Raw genomic sequence first — 16567 nt, 5'->3', positions numbered from 1 at the left:
GTCGAGCGGGCCGCCGTCGAGCGGTGGCTCGGTCGTGATGAGGGGGACGACCCGCGGATCGAGCCCGCGCTGCCGGGCCGACGCCGCGACACGCTCGCCCCACGCGCCACCCCGGGGGATGACGACGACGGGAGCGGGCGTGTCCGTGGCGGGCTCTACTTCACCGAGTCGGCGAGGTCCGCCAGGTCACCGGCACCGTTCTCGAGCAGCTCGGCGGCAACGCGGCCACCGACCTCGAGCGCTTCGGCCAGACGGTCCTGCGCGGATCCCTCGAGCACGGCCGCGTGCGACGCCGTGCGGTACTCGCTGCCGTCGGGGCTGTAGACGGTGGCGGAGACGAGGAGGAGCTCGGCGTCGACGACCGCGGTCGCACCGATCGGGGCGGAGCAGCCGGCCTCGAGCTTCGCCAGGACCTCGCGCTCGGCCGTCACCGTCAGGCGGGTCGGGGCGTGCTCGATCTTCCGGAGCGCGGCGAGCAGGTTCGTGTCGGCTTCGTCGGCACGGGTCTCGATCGCCAGCGCGCCCTGACCCGGAGCACTCGGCCAGAAGCCGAGGTCGAGCAGTTCGGTGGCGGCCGACAGCCGGTCGATGCGACCGAGCCCGGCGGCGGCGAGCACGACGGCGTCGAGGTCGTCGTCCACGCGACCCAGGCGCGTGTCGATGTTGCCGCGGATGTCGATGACGTCCAGGTCGGGGCGCTTGGCCTTGAGCTGTGCGACACGACGCGGGGAGCCCGTGCCGACCTTCGCCCCCTCGGGCAGGCTCTCGACCGTGGCACCGTTGCGGGCGACGAGGACGTCACGGGCGTCCGCGCGCTTCGGCACGGCGGCGATCGTCAGGCCCGGGTACGGCGCCGTCGGCAGGTCCTTGAGCGAGTGCACGAGGACGTCGACCTCGCCGGCGACCAGGGCCTCGCGCAGGGCGCTGGCGAAGACGCCGGTGCCACCGAGCGACGCCAGGGAGGCACGGTTCGTGTCGCCCTCGCTCGTGACGGTGACGAGCTCGACCGGGCGGCCGGCCGCCGCTGCCAGGCGGTCGGCGACGTCCTGCGACTGCGCGACCGCGAGCCGACTGGCGCGCGTGCCGAGCCGGATCGGGGTCGGTCCGTCGGTCACGGCGCGACGCCGGCGGCGGCGGGCTTGAAGCCGGCGCGGACGTTCTCGCAGCAGCCCGGGCGGCAGACGTCGTACCAGGGGCCGATGTCGGTCAGGTGCGGACGCTCGCTGGTCGGGGTGCCGTTGACGCGCTCGAGGACCAGGTCGACCAGGCCGGACACGTAGGCCGGGTCGATGCCGGGGGTCTGCGTGCGGAGCGACCAGAAGCCGAGTTCCCCGGCGGTCTCGGTGGCTTCCTCGTCGAGGTCCCACATGACCTCCATGTGGTCGCTGACGAAGCCGAGCGGGACGATCAGCACGGCCCGCGTCGAGCCGCCCTTGAGGTCCTCGTTCATGTAGTCGTTGATGTCGGGCTCGAGCCACGGCTGCGTCGGGGGGCCGGAGCGCGACTGGTAGACGAGCTTCCACGCCGGCTTCGACGTGCCCTGCAGGTGCGCGTGCTCGGGCTGCTCGAGCAGCTCCGCCCATGCCTGGTCGAGGACGACCTGCGCCACGGCGAGGTGCTGCGCCTCGTAGGCACCGTGCTCGTCGAAGCCGCGGTAGTCCGGGCCGGACTTCGCGGCGTCGGTCGACGGGATCGAGTGGGTCGAGAACAGCACGTGCAGCTCGGTGGCGACGTCGAGCCCGTCGTTCTCGGCGATGGCACGGGCCATGCCGTCACGGACACCGTCGACGAAGGGCCGGACGAAGCCGGGGTGGTCGAAGAACTGCCGGATCTTGTCGATCTCGATGGTGCCGAGCAGCCCGGTCTCGTCCAGGACGCGCGCGTAGTCCTCGCGGTACTGGCGGCAGCTGGAGAACGACGAGTAGGCGCTCGTCGCGATGGCGATGAGCTTGTTGTAGCCCTTGTCGGATGCCTCGGTGAAGGCGCCTTCCAGGTAGGGCTCCCAGTTGCGGTTGCCCCAGAGCACGGGCATGTCGATGCCGCGCGACGCCAGCTCGGCCTCGAGCGCGGCCTTCAGCGCGCGGTTCTGCGCGTTGATCGGGCTCACGCCGCCGAAGTGCCGGTAGTGGTGGGCGACCTCCTCGAGCCGCTCGTCCGGGATGCCCCGGCCGCGGGTGACGTTGCGCAGGAACGGGATGACGTCGTCCTGGCCCTCGGGCCCACCGAAGCCGGCGAGCAGGATCGCGTCGTAGGCGGTCGGGACCTCGACGTGTTCCGGTCCGGACGCCGCCGCGGGGGTGGCGGCGAGGACGGGCTGGCCGTTCGTGATCATGCTGGTGTCGGTCATGACAGCACCTCCGGGAGTTCGGCGGTCGTCACGCGACGACCCGTGAAGAAGGGGACCTCTTCGCGCACGTGCAGGCGCGCCTCGGTGGCCCGCAGGTCGCGCATCAGGTCGACGAGGTCGACGAGCTCGGGGCTCTCGAGCGGCAGGATCCACTCGTAGTCGCTCAGGGCGAAGGTCGCGATGGTGTTCGTGAGGACGCGGCGGTACTTCGCACCGGCGATCCCGTGGTCGCGGAGCATCTTCGAGCGCTCGTCCTCGGGCAGCAGGTACCACTCGAAGGAGCGGACGAACGGGTACACCGTGATCCACGCCTCGGGGTCCTTGCCGCGCAGGAAGGCGGGGGTGTGCCGCTTGTTGAACTCGGCTTCGCGGTGCATCGCCATGACGTGCCAGACCGGCTCGGCGTCCTGGAAGAGCCCGGTGCGACGGATCTCGCGCAGCACCGCCTGGACGGCCTGCGCGTCGTCGCCGTGCAGCCAGATCATGACGTCGGCGTCGGCGCGGAACCCGGAGACGTCGTAGAAGCCCCGGGTCGTCACGCCACGCTCGGCGGCGGACGCGATCACGGCGTCCAGCTCGGCCACGGCGTCCTCACCGACTCGGTGCACGGGTCCGAGCGGACGGCGGAAGACGGCCCACAGCGCGTAGGCCGTCATCAGGTTGGGATCGATCCCGGTGGCGGGGTCGGTCTCGTGCGGGGAATGCGCGGGCGCGGTGTTCGTGGGCGCGTCGGAACTCATGGATCCTTGTCCTATCGGTTGCCAGGGTCGTGGCCGCCCCGCACCCGGTGGACCGCGCTCGGGCGGTCTACCGCCGTCGGAGCACCATCACGACGATACCCCCGACCACCGCTACTCCGGCTGCGAGCCCGGCCAGGTACGGGACCGGCTTCTCGTCGATCCCGCGCTTGAGCTTCGACGCCGCGATGCCGATCTGCTTCGGGACGTTGAGCTTGTCCTCGATCGCGTCGAGGGTGTCGAACAGCTGGGCGCGGGTCGCGGCGACGCGGTCTGCGAGATCGTCGTGCGGATCGGTCACGGTTCCTCCGTCGGTGGTGCGGCTGTCGGGGCTCAGAACCGGCCGCCGACGTCCGGCTTGCGGCTGCCGTACTGGCTGGGCGGGGTGGGCTTCTTGCCCATCCCCTTCACCGCGTTGATGTCGTTCTTGACGCTGTCGATCGTGCGCTTCGGCGTGATCGGCAGGCCCTTCTTGAGGCGCTTCCACCCGATCCACCCGAGGATGGCGGCGATGATCAGCATCACCACGGCGATCACGATCGCTGCGAGCCAGGCCGGCATCACGGTCGCCAGGCCCATCACGGCGGCGGTCAGGAAGACGCCGATCGCGTAGAGCACGATGACGAGCGCACCGACGAGCAGCCCCGCGGCCAGTCCGAAGATCTTGGCCTTGGTGAGCATCTCGGCCTTGAGCAGGTCGATCTCGCCCTTGACCAGGCCCTTGACGAGCTTCGGGACGTCGCCCACCAGACCGAACAGCGAACGCGACTTGCGGTCGCGGGTGTCGGTCATGAGGTGGTGGTGTCCTTCTTCTGGCCGACCTTGCGGACGGCCTTCTTCGTCGTCTCACCGATGAACTCGGCGACGTCCGGGGTCTTGTCGGCGATGAAGTCCTCAGCCACGTGCACGCCCTTCTGGACGCCGTTGCTGTTCCAGACCTTGCCGCTGACGGTCTTGATCTGCTCGTACCGCGCCCGTCCGGCTCGCGATCCCAGGACGTACCCGAGTGCGGCGCCGGCGACGAACAGGAGCTTTCCGCGCATGTGCGATTCCTCCGTTGGTTCAGTGTGCGGTGGTCATGCGCCGGACGGAATACGTCCGACGGTCTCACCAACAGTAGCCCCCGGGCGGTCTGGGGTCCGCTCAGGAACCCAGGATCTGTCCAGCGGCGGTCCGCGCGGCCCCGATGATGCCGGCCAGCCCCCGTCCGGTGGCCACCTCGCCGACGCCGACGACACCCGCCGCGAGACCGGCGGCGGTCAGGTCCGGACCGTGCCAGCGGACGCGTGCGGCGCCCGCGACGTGCGTCGCCGTCAGGGGGACGCCGAGCAGCGTGGCCGCGTCGTGCAGCGCCCGGGTCCCGACCGGTCCGTCCGGGTCGACCGGGAGGCTCGTGGCCGCGTCGTCGGGGCCCGTCGCGCCGTGCACGCTGGTCGCGTCGGCCGGCGTCGCGTAACTGAGGCGCAGCACGTGGCGCCCGGCGGCCGCCTCGGCGAGCCAGGGCCACTTCACCGTCGCGTGCGTCAGGGCCTTCGCCGCCACAGCGCGGGCATCGGGGTGCACGAGCATGCCGGTCCCGCGTGGAGCCGCGTCGAGCTCGGGTTGGTCGACGACGAGCGTGACGAGCTCGATGCCGGTGCGGTCCGGTGCCGCGGTGCGCTCGGGGTCGGGCACCGACGACAGGGTGTGCTGCGCGGGCAGGCGCTCGACCGTGCCGTCGGCGGAGACGACCTCGACCGCGTGTGCCTCGATCCGCGTCGCCCGGGTGTGCAGCCGGACGTCGACGCCGTAGGTCTCCGTGTCGGCGACGAGTTCGTCCACGAGCCGGACGATCCCGCCGCGGATCCCCTGCACCGGGGTGCCGGCGGCAGCGCGGGCCCGGAGCGCCAGGACCGCGCGGGCGAGTGAGCCCTCGCGGAGCAGCGCCGCGCGGAGACCGGGAGCCACCCGCTCCGGGTCGAGCTGGTCGGGGTGGGTGGAGTGCACTCCGCCGGCGATCGGGACGACCAGGTCGTCGAGGACCCGCTCCCCCATGCGCCGCCGGACGAGCTCGCCCAGGGACTCCGCCTTGGCGCCGACCGGTCCGGGCAGCAGCGAGTCCATCTGCGCGCGGAGCCCGCCCTTCTGCCCGACGACGGCGAGGACGTCGGCGGCCATCGGGGTGCTCGGGATGCCGAGGAGCCCGGTCGCGGGGATGGGCGACGTCCGACCGTCGCGGGTCATCAGCCAGGCGCCGCGCGGGTCCGGGGCGACGACGTCGTTGCCGAGGCCGAGCTCGATCGCCAGGCGGCCGACGGCATCGGTGCGGGTCGCGAACGAGTCCGCCGCCATGTCGAGGTCGAGCCCGCCCACCGTGTGCCGGCGGATCATGCCGCCCAGCACCCCGGACGACTCGATGAGGACGACGTCGGCGCCGCCCTTCGCCAGGTCGCGGGCGGTGACGAGTCCGGCGATCCCGCCGCCGACCACGACGACGTCGGTCACGCTGCGGCTCCGGCTGTCCCGTCGGTGCCGTCGCCCAGGGAGTGCACGAGCTCGACGACACGTGTCAGCACCGTCGGGTCGGTCTCCGGCGGCACCCCGTGGCCGAGGTTCACGACGTGGGCGCGGGCGGCGCCACCGCGGCGGACGACCTCGCGCACGTGGGCCTCGAGGACCTCCCACGGGGCCGAGAGCATCGCCGGGTCGATGTTGCCCTGCACGCTCACGCCGGTACCGACCCGGCGCACGGCCTCGTCGAGCGGGAGCCGCCAGTCGACCCCGACCGCGTCGACGCCGACCGTGTCGGTGCCCAGCGTGGTCATGTCGGCCAGGACCTCGCCGCTGCCGACGCCGAAGTGGATGCGCGGCACACCCAGGTCGGTCACGTGGGAGAGGGCCTGCGCCGAGTGCGGTGCGACGGACCGGACGTAGTCGGCGCGCGACAGGGAGCCGACCCACGAGTCGAAGAGCTGCGCCGCCGAGGCCCCGGCGAGCACCTGGGCCCGCAGGAACGCACCCGACACCTCCGCCGCCCAGGCCAGCAGCCGCGACCAGGTCTCCGGCTCGGCGTGCATGAGGGTGCGGGCGCGGATGTGGTCCTTGGAGGGACCGCCCTCGACCAGGTACGCGGCGAGCGTGAAGGGCGCACCGGCGAACCCGATCAGCGGGGTGTCCCCGAGCTGCTCGACGGTGCGGGCGACCGCCTGCCGGATGGGTTCGAGGGCGGCCGGGTCGAGCGGCTCCAGCGCGTCGACGTCGGCCGCGGTGCGGATCGGGGACCCGAGCACGGGGCCGCGTCCGGGGACGATCTCGACGTCCACGCCCGCGAGCTTGATCGGGACGACGATGTCGCTGAAGAAGATGCCGGCGTCGACTCCGTGCCGGCGGACGGGCTGCAGCGTGATCTCCGACGCCATCTCGGGGTCGAGGCACGCGTCGAGCATGGCCGTGCCCACCCGGAGCTCGCGGTACTCGGGCAACGACCGGCCGGCCTGCCGCATGAACCACACCGGCAGGGTCTCCGGACGGTCACCCCGCAGGGCCCGCACCAGGCGGGAACCACTCGTCCGCCCTGATGCCAGGGGGTGGGAGTCGGGGAGGGATGTGGTCGTCGCGTCGGTCACCGGATGATTGTCCCATCGAGCGCGTTACCATTGGCTACGTGCTCATCTGTCTCACGGCGTCGCATCGCAACGCCAGCTTCGACCTCTTGGAGCGACTGAGCATCGCCGCCCCGGCCGCAGCAGGCCACCTCGTGACGGATTCCGACGTCCTGGACGGTGCGGTGGTGCTGGCCACGTGCAACCGTTTCGAGGCGTACCTCGACATCGCCGGCGACGACCGCGACTCCGCCGTCGCCGCCACCGTGCAGGCCGTGGCGGCCGCGAGCGACCTGGACGCCACCGAACTGCGCGATTCGGTCAGTGTGCTCGGCGGCAAGGACGTCGTGCAGCACCTGTTCGCCGTGTCGAGCGGGCTCGAGTCCGTCGTCGTCGGCGAGACCGAGATCTCCGGCCAGGTCCGCCGCTCGCTCGAGGACGCCCGGAGCAACGGCACCACCACCTCGGACCTCGAGCGGCTGTTCCAGGAAGCCGCCCACACCTCGCGCGGCGTGAAGACCCGCACCCGGATCGGTGCCGCCGGTCGGTCGCTCGTCCGGCTCGGCCTGCAGCTCGCCTCGTCGCGCGTCACCGACTGGGCGCACACCCGGGTGCTGCTCATCGGCACCGGCAGCTACGCGGCCACCACCATCGCGGCCCTGCGCGACCGCGGCGCCGTGCACATCCAGGTGTTCTCGCCCTCGGGCCGCGCCGCCTGGTTCGCCGCGAAGCACGACCTCGTCGCCGCCCGTGACCTGCGACACGCGATCGGTACCAGCGACGTCGTCATCACCTGCACGTCGAGCGAGGTGCCGGTCGTCGCACCGGCTGACCTCGACGACGGCATCCGCCGCATCGTCATCGACCTCGGACTCCCCCGCAACGTCGACCCGGCCGCCGCCGGTGTGGACGGCGTCGAGCTGCTCGACCTCGAGACCATCAGCCTGCACGCCCCGATCTCCGAGCTGAACGCCGAGTCCGAGGCCCGCGCGATGGTCGACGACGCCGTGTCCCGCTTCCGGGCGCAGGCGCTCGAGCAGTCGACCACCCCGGCCCTCGTCGCCTTCCGCAAGCACGTGTTCGACATCCTCGACGACGAGATCGACCGCGCCAAGCGCCGCGGCGACGCCGACGGCGAGTCCGCCGAGCACACCGAGCGGGCGCTCCGGCACCTGGTCGGCGTCCTGCTGCACCGCCCCTCCGTCCGGGCCCGTGAGCTCGGCCGCGCCGGTCGTGGCGAGGAGTTCGTGGGGGCCATCGACGCCCTGTTCGGCGTGCGGCCCGAGCCCGAGGCGGAGCTGCCGGCGCCCGTCGTCCCGCTCGCCGACCGCACCGCCCTGGACCCGACCGTCTCGGAGCGCGACGACCGGGCGGACGCGAGCTGAGCCTCCAGACAGGCTCGCAACCACCCACGCTGCGTGTCAGTGCGCTCCTGCTGATCCGTGATCGACGGGTGCTGATGGTGCGCGCGCGAGCGCGCGACGTGCTCTACCTGCCCGGCGGCAAGGCCGAGCCGCACGAGACCGACGTCGACGCCGTCATCCGTGAAGCCCACGAGGAGACCGGGTTGCGGGTCGCCGCCGAGGACGTCGACCCGTTCGGCGTCGTCCTCGAACCCGCACACGGGCAGGCGCCCGGCACCATGGTCGCGATGACCCTGTTCCTGGTCCGACCGGGAGGCCCGTTGGACTCCGCCACGCCCGTCGCCTCGGCAGAGGTCGACGAGGTCGAGTGGGTCACCTCGGCGGACGCCGGTCGCTGCCCGCCGGCGGGCGTGGAGACGCTCCGCCGCCTGGTGGCGGCGGAGCGCATCGACTAGTCGTCAGGCCTGGTCCGTGTCGACGTAGTGGCCGGTCTCGCCGTCCTGCGTCGGTTCGGCCTCGCCGGGGATGTCCGACTCGACGTACTCACCGTCCGGGCCACTCGAATCCGGACGGGCCTCGCCCGGGATGTCGCTCGCGACGAACTCGCCGACCGGCTCCGTCGTCGTGACGTGCTCCTCGCCGGGGATGTCGCTGTCCGTGAAGGCTCCTGCGCGGGTCTCGACCCCGTCCGCGCGACCCTCGTCGCCACGTGCCTGTTCGTGCTTGCCCGTCATGTCCGACCTCCGCTGCTCGGGTTCCTGCCTCCGGAGTGTGCTCGCGGTCCCTGGATGCTGACCGAACCTGGACCTCCCGGTGGTGGTTGCCTGTGCACCATGCAACGCAGCAGCCGATCGAAGTTCCTGCTCGCCGTCACCGGGCTCGTCGCAGTCGGGGCGCTGGCGGGTTGTGCCTCCGGCGGGGAACCCTCCGCCACCGAGACGGTCACGGCGCTCGCGCCGTCGCCGTCGGCTTCCTCGTCCTCGTCGTCGTCCTCCGCGACACCGTCGTCCGGCGCCTCGGCGTCAGCCGGTACCGGGTCGGACGGCTCCGGGTCTGGCTCTGGCTCTGCGGCCAGCAGCAGGTGCGCCGCGTCGTCGCTCGCCGCCAGCATCGAGCCGGGCAGCGGAGGAGCAGCCGGCAGCGTCATCGTGCACCTCGCACTGCGGAACACCGGTTCGACGGCCTGCACGCTGCAGGGCTGGCCGGGCGTCTCGTTCGTCGGCGGCGGCAACGGCACCCAGATCGGAGCCGCGGCGACGCAGGAGAAGAGCTCACCGCACCCGACCGTGACCCTGGCCGCCGGGCAGACCGCCGTGGCGCCGCTCAAGATCGTCCAGGCCGGGAACTACTCGAAGGCGGACTGCTCGCCGAAGACCCCGGACGGGTTCCGCGTGTACCCGCCTGGGTCGAAGCAGTCGCTGTTCGTGAAGAGCGCCGACTACCAGGCGTGCGCGTCCGCCGATGCGTCGCTGCTGTCCGTGCAGGCGCTCGTGCCGGAGGGGCAGGCGACGTCGTAGCGGACGCGGCGGCGGGGCGCCGCGGCGGGACCGCGGCGGGCCGCGCAGCGGGGTGGGCGCGAACAACCAAAGTGTCTTCGAACCGCGTGATCGCACGGTTCCGGGCGGCTTTGGTTGTGCGGCCGCGTCTCGCGCCCTGACTCGGGCACGATGGAGCCGTGACGTTCACGATCAGGGACGAACGGCCCGGTACGGACGAGCTCGTGGCGCTGTACGACGCCGTCGGGTGGACGGCCTACACGCGCGATCCGGCAGCCCTCGCCGCCGCGGTCGCGGGGTCGCACGCCGTGGTGACCGCCCGTGACGACGACGGGCAGCTGCTCGGTCTGCTGCGGACGATCTCGGACGGCCAGACCATCGTGTACCTCCAGGACGTGCTCGTCGTGCCGTCGGCGCATCGTTCCGGCGTCGGCGGCGCACTGCTCGACGCGGTCCGGCGTCGGTACTCCCACGTCCGGCAGACCGTCCTGCTGACCGACGCCGAACCGGGCCAGCGTGCGTTCTACGAGTCGCGCGGGTTCGTCGAGGTGCACGACGTCGAGCCGCAGCCGCTGCGGTCGTTCGTCCTGCTCCGCTGAGCGGAACGCCACCGGACCGACGCTGGACCGCGCCCGCCGGGGTCAGCGGCGGGCGGGGGCGTGCACGGCCTCGAGCACCTCGGTACCCATGGTGCGCAGTGCCTCGATGACCGCGAGACGCCGCTGCAACGAGGCGTCGTCGAACGTCACCGTCACGGCGTAGCTGACCGACGAGCCCGGACCGCGGAGGATCCCGGCCTCGGCGCGGACGCCCGTGCTCGATCCGGTGACCGCGACGACCTGCAACCCGTGGTCGAGCGCCCGGTGCGCGAGGGGGTCGAGGCCGAACGAGCCGGCGACCAGGTTCAGGTCGCTCGCCAGTGACAGCCACCCGAGCACCCGGTTCGAGACCGCTTCGTCCACGACTTCACCGAGCGCCAGCCCGCGCATCACCCACGCGAGCTCGCCCGTCGGGGCGACGGAGGCGTCCGGGGCGTCGTCGGGGCCACGACGGTCGCGCACCCGGTCGATCAGCGCGGTCCGCTCGATGCCGAGCGACTCCGCACGCTCTCGGACGGCGTCGATGCCGACCGTCGACAGCAGCGCGTTCATCGCCCACGTGTCGCCGGTGGCGCCGACCAGGGTCGCCAGGTCGGGCACCTGCATCGTCGGCTCCTGCAGGAACTGCCACAGGCCGGCGCCGGTCGCGGTGTCCCGCGCCATGCGCTGCAGACGGTCGCCGTGCAGACGGCCGTCCTCGAGCTGCGCCGCGACCTCGATCAGCAGCAGCACGCGCCCGAGGCTCGCGACGGGCTGCACCAGGGTGTCGTCGACCGCGAGCAGGGCCTTGCCCGACGACGTGTCGATCACCGAGGCACTGACCCCGGCGCCGTCGAGGGCGAGGGCACCGAGGGCCTCGACCGTGGCGCTGAAGCGGTCGTCCGTCCGACCGCTGTGCCGACCGCGGGCCCGATCGCCACCACCTGAGCGGTCCCCCGGCCGCCGACGGCGTGACGACCGAGCCGCGTCCGGCTCCACCATCACCAGATCGCGACGCGCTCGGCGGGGTCGAGGTACATCGCGTCCTGCTCGGTCACGCCGAACGTGTCGTACCAGACGTCGATGTTGCGGACGACCTGGTTGCAGCGGAACTCGTTCGGCGAGTGCGGGTCGATCGACAGCAGGCGCGCGGCTTCCTCCGGACGGATCGCCATCTGCCACGCCTGCGCCCAGCTCAGGAAGAACCGCTCGGCACCGGTCAGGCCGTCGACGACCGGGGGCTCCTGGCCGTCGAGCGACAGGAGGTACGCCTTCCACGCGATCGACAGGCCACCGAGGTCGCCGATGTTCTCACCGATCGTCAGGGCGCCGTTGACGTGCCCGTCCGGGACCTCGGTCGGGACGAGTGCGTCGTACTGCGCGATGAGGGCCTTCGTGCGCTCCTCGAACGCCGTGCGGTCGGCCTCGGTCCACCAGTTCTCGAGCTTGCCGTCGCCGTCGTACTGCGAGCCCTGGTCGTCGAAGCCGTGGCCGATCTCGTGACCGATCACGGCCCCGATCGCGCCGTAGTTGGCGGCGGCGTCGCGGTCGGCGTCGAAGAACGGGAACTGCAGGATCGCCGCGGGGAACACGATCTCGTTGAAGCCCGGGTTGTAGTACGCGTTGATCGTCTGCGGCGTCATGAACCACTCGTCGCGGTCGATCGGCTTGCCGATCTTGCCGAGCTCGCGGTCGACCTGGAACGACGCGACGGCGCGGACGTTCGCGACGAGGTCGTCCGACACGACCGGCAGCGCCGAGTAGTCACGCCACTTGACCGGGTACCCGATCTTCGGCGTGAACTTGTCGAGCTTGTCGAGGGCACGTGCACGGGTCTCGTCGGTCATCCAGTCCAGCGCCGTGATGCTCTGCCGGTACGCCTCGACCAGGTTGGCGACGAGGTCGTCCATCTTCGCCTTCGAGGACTCGTCGAAGTGCTCCTGCACGTAGATCCGCCCGACGGCCTCACCCATCGCGCCCTCGACCAGGGAGACGCCACGCTTCCAACGCTCGCGCTGCTTCGGCGCACCGGTGAGTGCGGTGCCGTAGAACGAGAAGTTCGTGGCCGAGAACGCGCTCGTCAGGTACGCGGCCGAGCCACGGATGACCTGCCAGCGCAGCCAGTCCTTCCAGACCTCGAGCGGCTGGTCGCGCAGGAGCTCGGCCAGGCCCGTGATGAACGACGGTTCGCGCACCACGACGGTCTCGAACGCACCGGCCGGCGCGTCGATGGCCTGCCACCACGTCTGCAGGTCGATGCCCTCGGCGAGCGCCGCGACCTCGGCCCAGGGCAGCTTGTTGTAGGTCTTCTGGCTGTCGCGCGTGGTGACGTTGTCCCAGTGCTTCGACGCCAGGGCGGTCTCGAGCGCGATGACGTGCTCGGTGCGGTCGCCGCCGTCCTCGAACCCGGCGAGCGGGAACATCGCCGCGACGAACTCGCGGTACTTCGTCCGGATGTCGGCGAAGCGCTCTTCGCGGTAGTAGGACTCGTCGGGCAGGCCGAGACCGGACTGCTCGAGGAACACGACGTAGGACTCGGGGTCGCCCGGGTCGTTGTCGACGAAGAGCTGCAGGAAGCTCGGCAGGCCGAGACGCTCGAAGCGTCCGACGGTGGCGATGAGCTCGGGCACGGACTCGATGGCCGTGATCTCGGCGAGCAGCGGCTCGATCGGCGCCGTGGCGAGCTCCTCGAGTCGGGCTTCGTCGGTGAAGGAGGAGAAGAGGTCACCGACCTTGCGTTCCTCGGTACCGGGTGCGGCCTGCTGCGAGCGCTCGATGATCTCGCGGACGGCGAGTTCGGCGGCCTCGGCCAGCACCGTGAAGGAGCCGTAGCGGGCCTTGTCGTCGGGGATCGGCGTCTCGGCGATCCAGGTGCCGTTCACGTGGCGGTACAGGTCGTCCTGGGGGCGCACCGCGGGGTCGAGTTCGTCAGTGTGGATGCCGGAGGCACGTGCGACGTCGGTCATGCGGTCCACGATAGCCACCGACCCCATGGGGCAGGTCGATCCGGGTCGCCTGCTGTGGACGGCTGCCGGTACGGTCATCGCATGGGACTTCCGTGGAAGCTGCACGGCGACGGCAAGACCGTCTCCGCGACGACGATCGTGGCACCGGACGAGCGACTCACCTGGGGCCGGACGATCGGTCTCGGCGTGCAGCACGTCGTCGCGATGTTCGGTGCCACCTTCCTGGTGCCGCTGCTGACGGGCTTCCCGCCGTCGACGACCCTGCTGTTCAGCGGCATCGGCACGATCCTGTTCCTGCTCATCACGGGCAACCGCCTGCCGAGCTACCTCGGGTCGTCGTTCGCGTTCATCGCGCCGATCGGCGCCGCGACGAAGATCGGCGGCATCCCCCTCGCGCTCTCCGGCATCATCGTCGTCGGTGCGCTGCTCGCGATCGTCGGGCTCGTCGTGCACCTGGCCGGCGCCGGCTGGATCGACCGGCTGATGCCCCCGGTGGTGTCCGGTGCGATCGTGGCCCTGATCGGGTTCAACCTGGCGCCCGCGGCGAAGGACAACTTCACGGCGGCCCCGGTCGTCGCGGTCATCACCCTCGCCGCGATCATCCTGGTCACCGTCCTGTTCAAGGGGCTGATCGGCCGGCTGTCGATCGTCATCGGCGTGCTCGTCGGCTACGTGGCAGCACTCATCGGCGGCCAGGTCGACTACTCGAAGGTCGGCGACGCCGCCTGGATCGGCCTGCCGACGTTCACCGCTCCCGCGTTCGACCCGTCGCAGCTCGCGATCTACCTGGCGTTCGTGCCGGTCGTCCTGGCGCTCGTCGCCGAGAACGTCGGGCACGTGAAGGGCGTCGGGCAGCTCACCGGCCGTGACCTCACGCCGCTCACCGGGCGCGCGCTCTTCGCCGACGGCGTCTCCACCGTGCTGGCCGGAGTCGGCGGCGGCTCGGCCACCACCACCTACGGCGAGAACATCGGCGTCATGGCCGCGACCCGCGTCTTCTCCACCGCCGCGTACTGGGTCGCCGCGATCGCCGCCGTCCTGCTCGGCCTCTCCCCGAAGATCGGCGCCGTCATCTCCTCGGTGCCGGCCGGCGTGCTCGGCGGCGCCACCACCGCGCTCTACGGCCTGATAGGCGTCATCGGCATCCGCATCTGGGTCGAGAACCGTGTCGACTTCTCGAAGCCGAAGAACCAGCTGACCGCCGGCATCGCCCTGATCATCGGCATCGCGGACTTCACGTTCGCGTTCGGGCAGGCGAGCTTCGGCGGCATCATCCTCGGCACGATCGCCGCGATCGTCGTCTACCACCTGATGGACCTGATCGGACGGGCGCGCGGCACCGACGCGCCCCCGACCGAGGTCGCCGACCCCGCGCACGCCGCCACCGGCGCCGTCCCCGCGAAGCCGCGCGCCGACTGATGCGAGCGGTCGGCCGAAGCGCGCGTCCGGCGTGACGACGTGGGACCAGCGGGCTGCGCATCCGCCCGCGCGGGCTCGCGTCGAGCCGTGACCCACTTCGTCCGCTTCCAGAGCGCGGTGCCCAACCGACGCGGCCGCTTCCCCGGGATCTTCGCCCTCGCCAACGGCCTGCGGGACGCCGGTCGGCTGACCGACACCGACCGGCGCTGGCTGGCCGCCGCGAACGAGCGAGCCGAGGGCATGTACGTCGATCCCTCGACCGTCGAGCCGGGGTGCTTCGACGAGGTGCGCAACCCGGGAGCGCGGTCCTGGTTCCGGACGGACGCGACCGACCTGCTCACGATGAGCGCCGAGTACCTGGATCTGCTCGATCGGTACGGCGTCGGGTGGGTGGAGCTCCGGACAGACCGTCCGGGGAGGACCACCTACGAGGACGACGTGCAGATCGTGGCCGTGCCACTCGCCTACCCGGCAGACTGGCCCTTCGCACCCGCCGTCTCGACGGGCGTGGCGGCGCCGCGCTGCTGACGGACCCTGCTGGCTCCGCTACCCGGGACGTCGGTGGGACTTCGAGATCGCGTAGTGCCGCAGGCGGACGGTCCCGCGTCGCTCGGTCGAGACGAGGGTCGCGTCGTAGTGCTCCACCGTCGCGATCGAGCCGACGTTGTCGTCGCGGCACACGGCGAGGACCGGATCGATGCCGATCCGCGACGCATGCGCGAGCACCTGTCCCAGCGCCCACGTCGCCACACCGCGGCCACGGTCCGACGGACGGATCCCGTAGCCGACGTGGCCCATCCGCGGCACGCTCGGGTCCCCCGGCGAGCGCAGCGCGATGCCGCCGAGCACCCGACCGTCCTCGACGATCCACCAGTGCGCGCCGGGGCGGGTGTGCAGCCGATCGACCCAGGTGCGGAAGCCGTCCTCGTCGTCGACGTCGTCGTGGGGTGTGATGCCGAACCCGTCCTCGTGCAGGCCCGGGCCCCACTCACGATGCGCGTCGGACCACGCTCGGAAGGACGTCGCCTGTGGTCTCACCAGCTCGAGCATGTCCCAGTATCTCCAGGAAGCGTCGCGATGGGCGATGTGCTGAGATTGCACGATGAGCACGCACCTCGAGCGCACCCGAGACTTCCACTCGATGCACGTCCTCGGTGCACCGGTCGTCCTGCCGAACGTGTGGGATGTCGCGTCCGCACGCATCGTCCTCTCGGCCGGAGCGCGTGCGATCGCGACGACGAGCGCCGGCGTCGCCTGGTCACGCGGTCACCGGGACGGCAACGATCTGACCCGGGACGGCGCGCTGGACGCCGTGCGGCCGATCGCAGCGGCAGTCGACGTCCCGTTCACCGCCGACATCGAGCGCGGGTACGGCGAGACACCGGGCGACGTCGCCTCGACCGTGTCCGCGTTCCTCGAGCTCGGGGTCTCCGGCGTGAACATGGAGGACTCCCTCCGGCCGGTGGCGGAACAGGAGGACCGCATCCGCGCAGCCCGCCAGGCTGCGGATGACGCCGGCATCCCACTCTTCGTCAACGCTCGGATCGACACCCACCTGCTGGGCGCGCCCGGGAGCGACGTCTGGGTGGAGGAGACGCTCACCCGTGCGAACGCCTACGCCAGGGCCGGCGCCAGTGGCGTCTTCGTGCTCGGAGCGCTGTCGGCCGCCACGATCTCGATGCTCGTGGACGCGATCGAGCTGCCCCTCAACGTCGCGTTCGGGCCCGGGACCCTGTCGGTCGGTGACCTCGCACGAGCGGGGGCGAGCCGGATCAGCGCTGGATCGGCCATCGCCGAAGCCGCGTACAGCGTCGCCAGCGATTGGGCTGCACAGATGTTCGGCACGCCGGGTGCTGTGGTCTCGGCACCACCGACGCTCGGCTGGGCCGCGATCAACGAGGTCGTCCGCGACTGAACCCCGGAACCGTGCCGAGCGTGTGAAACTCGCGGGTTCCGTCTGCCGGGTCCTCCCCGAGGAGGAGGTTCGCCGACCCCACATCTCGTGTCCGGGGAGGACGCGGCGGTGTGGTCACGCTCCCTACCGTTGTCTCGTCGGGATGCGCCCGACGTGGTGGAGGG

The 16567-nt window shown here is 71.8% G+C and carries 19 protein-coding genes; 7 read left to right on the top strand and 12 right to left on the bottom strand.

Annotated elements, in window-relative coordinates:
* Positions 1-155: 155 nt before the first annotated feature.
* The 8 genes from hemC to hemE all read right to left on the bottom strand — a co-directional run bounded on the left by hemC (position 156) and on the right by hemE (position 6689).
* Positions 156-1115, bottom strand: a complete 960-nt coding sequence (gene hemC / locus KZI27_RS01880; RefSeq protein WP_222659088.1) for a hydroxymethylbilane synthase — start codon at positions 1113-1115, stop codon at positions 156-158.
* On the bottom strand, positions 1112-2347 hold the full coding sequence (locus KZI27_RS01875) for a ferrochelatase (RefSeq protein ID WP_222659087.1): 1236 nt from the start codon (positions 2345-2347) through the stop codon (positions 1112-1114). Before KZI27_RS01875 ends, hemC begins: the two co-directional genes overlap by 4 nt.
* Entirely contained in the window at positions 2344-3087 is a 744-nt protein-coding gene (gene hemQ, locus KZI27_RS01870) for a hydrogen peroxide-dependent heme synthase (protein WP_222659086.1), read from the bottom strand. The genes KZI27_RS01875 and hemQ overlap by 4 nt, the downstream gene beginning before the upstream one ends.
* 67 nt (positions 3088-3154) lie before the next feature.
* The gene (locus KZI27_RS01865; protein WP_222659085.1) at positions 3155-3385 is read right to left on the bottom strand and encodes a hypothetical protein; all 231 of its coding nucleotides are present in this window, start codon (positions 3383-3385) and stop codon (positions 3155-3157) included.
* A gap of 32 nt (positions 3386-3417) precedes the next feature.
* Positions 3418-3876, bottom strand: coding sequence for a phage holin family protein (locus KZI27_RS01860; RefSeq protein ID WP_123311102.1), 459 nt, complete (start codon positions 3874-3876; stop codon positions 3418-3420).
* Positions 3873-4127, bottom strand: a complete 255-nt coding sequence (locus KZI27_RS01855; protein ID WP_017887727.1) for a hypothetical protein — start codon at positions 4125-4127, stop codon at positions 3873-3875. Before KZI27_RS01855 ends, KZI27_RS01860 begins: the two co-directional genes overlap by 4 nt.
* A 100-nt stretch (positions 4128-4227) precedes the next feature.
* A complete protein-coding gene (locus tag KZI27_RS01850) occupies positions 4228-5568 on the bottom strand; it encodes a protoporphyrinogen/coproporphyrinogen oxidase (protein WP_222659084.1) in 1341 nt (446 codons plus the stop codon).
* Positions 5565-6689, bottom strand: coding sequence for a uroporphyrinogen decarboxylase (hemE, locus tag KZI27_RS01845; protein ID WP_222659083.1), 1125 nt, complete (start codon positions 6687-6689; stop codon positions 5565-5567). The genes KZI27_RS01850 and hemE overlap by 4 nt, the downstream gene beginning before the upstream one ends.
* Positions 6690-6727: 38 nt before the next feature.
* On the opposite strand from hemE, the gene KZI27_RS01840 reads away from it, so the two are divergent.
* Both KZI27_RS01840 and KZI27_RS01835 read left to right on the top strand, forming a co-directional pair.
* Positions 6728-8050, top strand: coding sequence for a glutamyl-tRNA reductase (locus tag KZI27_RS01840; protein ID WP_222659082.1), 1323 nt, complete (start codon positions 6728-6730; stop codon positions 8048-8050).
* A complete protein-coding gene (locus KZI27_RS01835) occupies positions 8047-8484 on the top strand; it encodes an NUDIX hydrolase (protein WP_261784256.1) in 438 nt (145 codons plus the stop codon). The genes KZI27_RS01840 and KZI27_RS01835 overlap by 4 nt, the downstream gene beginning before the upstream one ends.
* A 3-nt stretch (positions 8485-8487) precedes the next feature.
* Here KZI27_RS01835 and KZI27_RS01830 read toward each other — a convergent pair whose 3' ends face one another.
* Positions 8488-8763 carry a hypothetical protein gene (locus tag KZI27_RS01830; protein ID WP_222659080.1) on the bottom strand — a complete coding sequence of 92 codons (276 nt, stop codon included), beginning with the start codon at positions 8761-8763 and terminating at the stop codon, positions 8488-8490.
* Between the two features lie 99 nt (positions 8764-8862).
* Here KZI27_RS01830 and KZI27_RS01825 point away from each other — a divergent pair, with 99 nt between their 5' ends.
* Both KZI27_RS01825 and KZI27_RS01820 read left to right on the top strand, forming a co-directional pair.
* Positions 8863-9546, top strand: a complete 684-nt coding sequence (locus KZI27_RS01825) for a DUF4232 domain-containing protein (protein WP_222659079.1) — start codon at positions 8863-8865, stop codon at positions 9544-9546.
* A 158-nt stretch (positions 9547-9704) separates the two neighbouring features.
* Positions 9705-10124 (top strand): GNAT family N-acetyltransferase, encoded by a 420-nt coding sequence (locus tag KZI27_RS01820; RefSeq protein WP_222659078.1) that lies wholly within the window; start codon positions 9705-9707, stop codon positions 10122-10124.
* A 42-nt stretch (positions 10125-10166) separates the two neighbouring features.
* On the opposite strand, the gene KZI27_RS01815 is transcribed toward KZI27_RS01820, so the two are convergent.
* Entirely contained in the window at positions 10167-11105 is a 939-nt protein-coding gene (locus KZI27_RS01815) for a serine hydrolase (RefSeq protein ID WP_222659077.1), read from the bottom strand.
* Complete coding sequence (locus KZI27_RS01810) at positions 11105-13069, bottom strand: M13 family metallopeptidase (protein WP_222659076.1); 1965 nt, start codon at positions 13067-13069, stop codon at positions 11105-11107. Before KZI27_RS01810 ends, KZI27_RS01815 begins: the two co-directional genes overlap by 1 nt.
* Before the next feature lie 81 nt (positions 13070-13150).
* Between KZI27_RS01810 and KZI27_RS01805 the strand changes: the two genes are divergently transcribed.
* Both KZI27_RS01805 and KZI27_RS01800 read left to right on the top strand, forming a co-directional pair.
* Entirely contained in the window at positions 13151-14488 is a 1338-nt protein-coding gene (locus KZI27_RS01805) for a uracil-xanthine permease family protein (protein ID WP_222659075.1), read from the top strand.
* An 87-nt stretch (positions 14489-14575) separates the two neighbouring features.
* A complete protein-coding gene (locus tag KZI27_RS01800; protein ID WP_222659074.1) occupies positions 14576-15016 on the top strand; it encodes a hypothetical protein in 441 nt (146 codons plus the stop codon).
* An 18-nt stretch (positions 15017-15034) separates the two neighbouring features.
* Here the strand turns inward: KZI27_RS01800 and KZI27_RS01795 are convergent, their stop codons facing one another.
* On the bottom strand, positions 15035-15538 hold the full coding sequence (locus KZI27_RS01795; RefSeq protein ID WP_222659073.1) for a GNAT family N-acetyltransferase: 504 nt from the start codon (positions 15536-15538) through the stop codon (positions 15035-15037).
* A gap of 52 nt (positions 15539-15590) precedes the next feature.
* Between KZI27_RS01795 and KZI27_RS01790 the strand changes: the two genes are divergently transcribed.
* The gene (locus tag KZI27_RS01790) at positions 15591-16403 is read left to right on the top strand and encodes an isocitrate lyase/phosphoenolpyruvate mutase family protein (RefSeq protein ID WP_222659072.1); all 813 of its coding nucleotides are present in this window, start codon (positions 15591-15593) and stop codon (positions 16401-16403) included.
* Positions 16404-16567 lie beyond the last annotated feature (164 nt).

It is taken from the genome of Curtobacterium sp. TC1, from assembly GCF_019844075.1.
In the GTDB taxonomy this organism is placed as follows: Bacteria; Actinomycetota; Actinomycetes; order Actinomycetales; family Microbacteriaceae; genus Curtobacterium.
The sequence above is the reverse complement of the archived record's forward strand: the minus strand, read 5'-3'. Positions and strand labels throughout refer to the sequence as shown.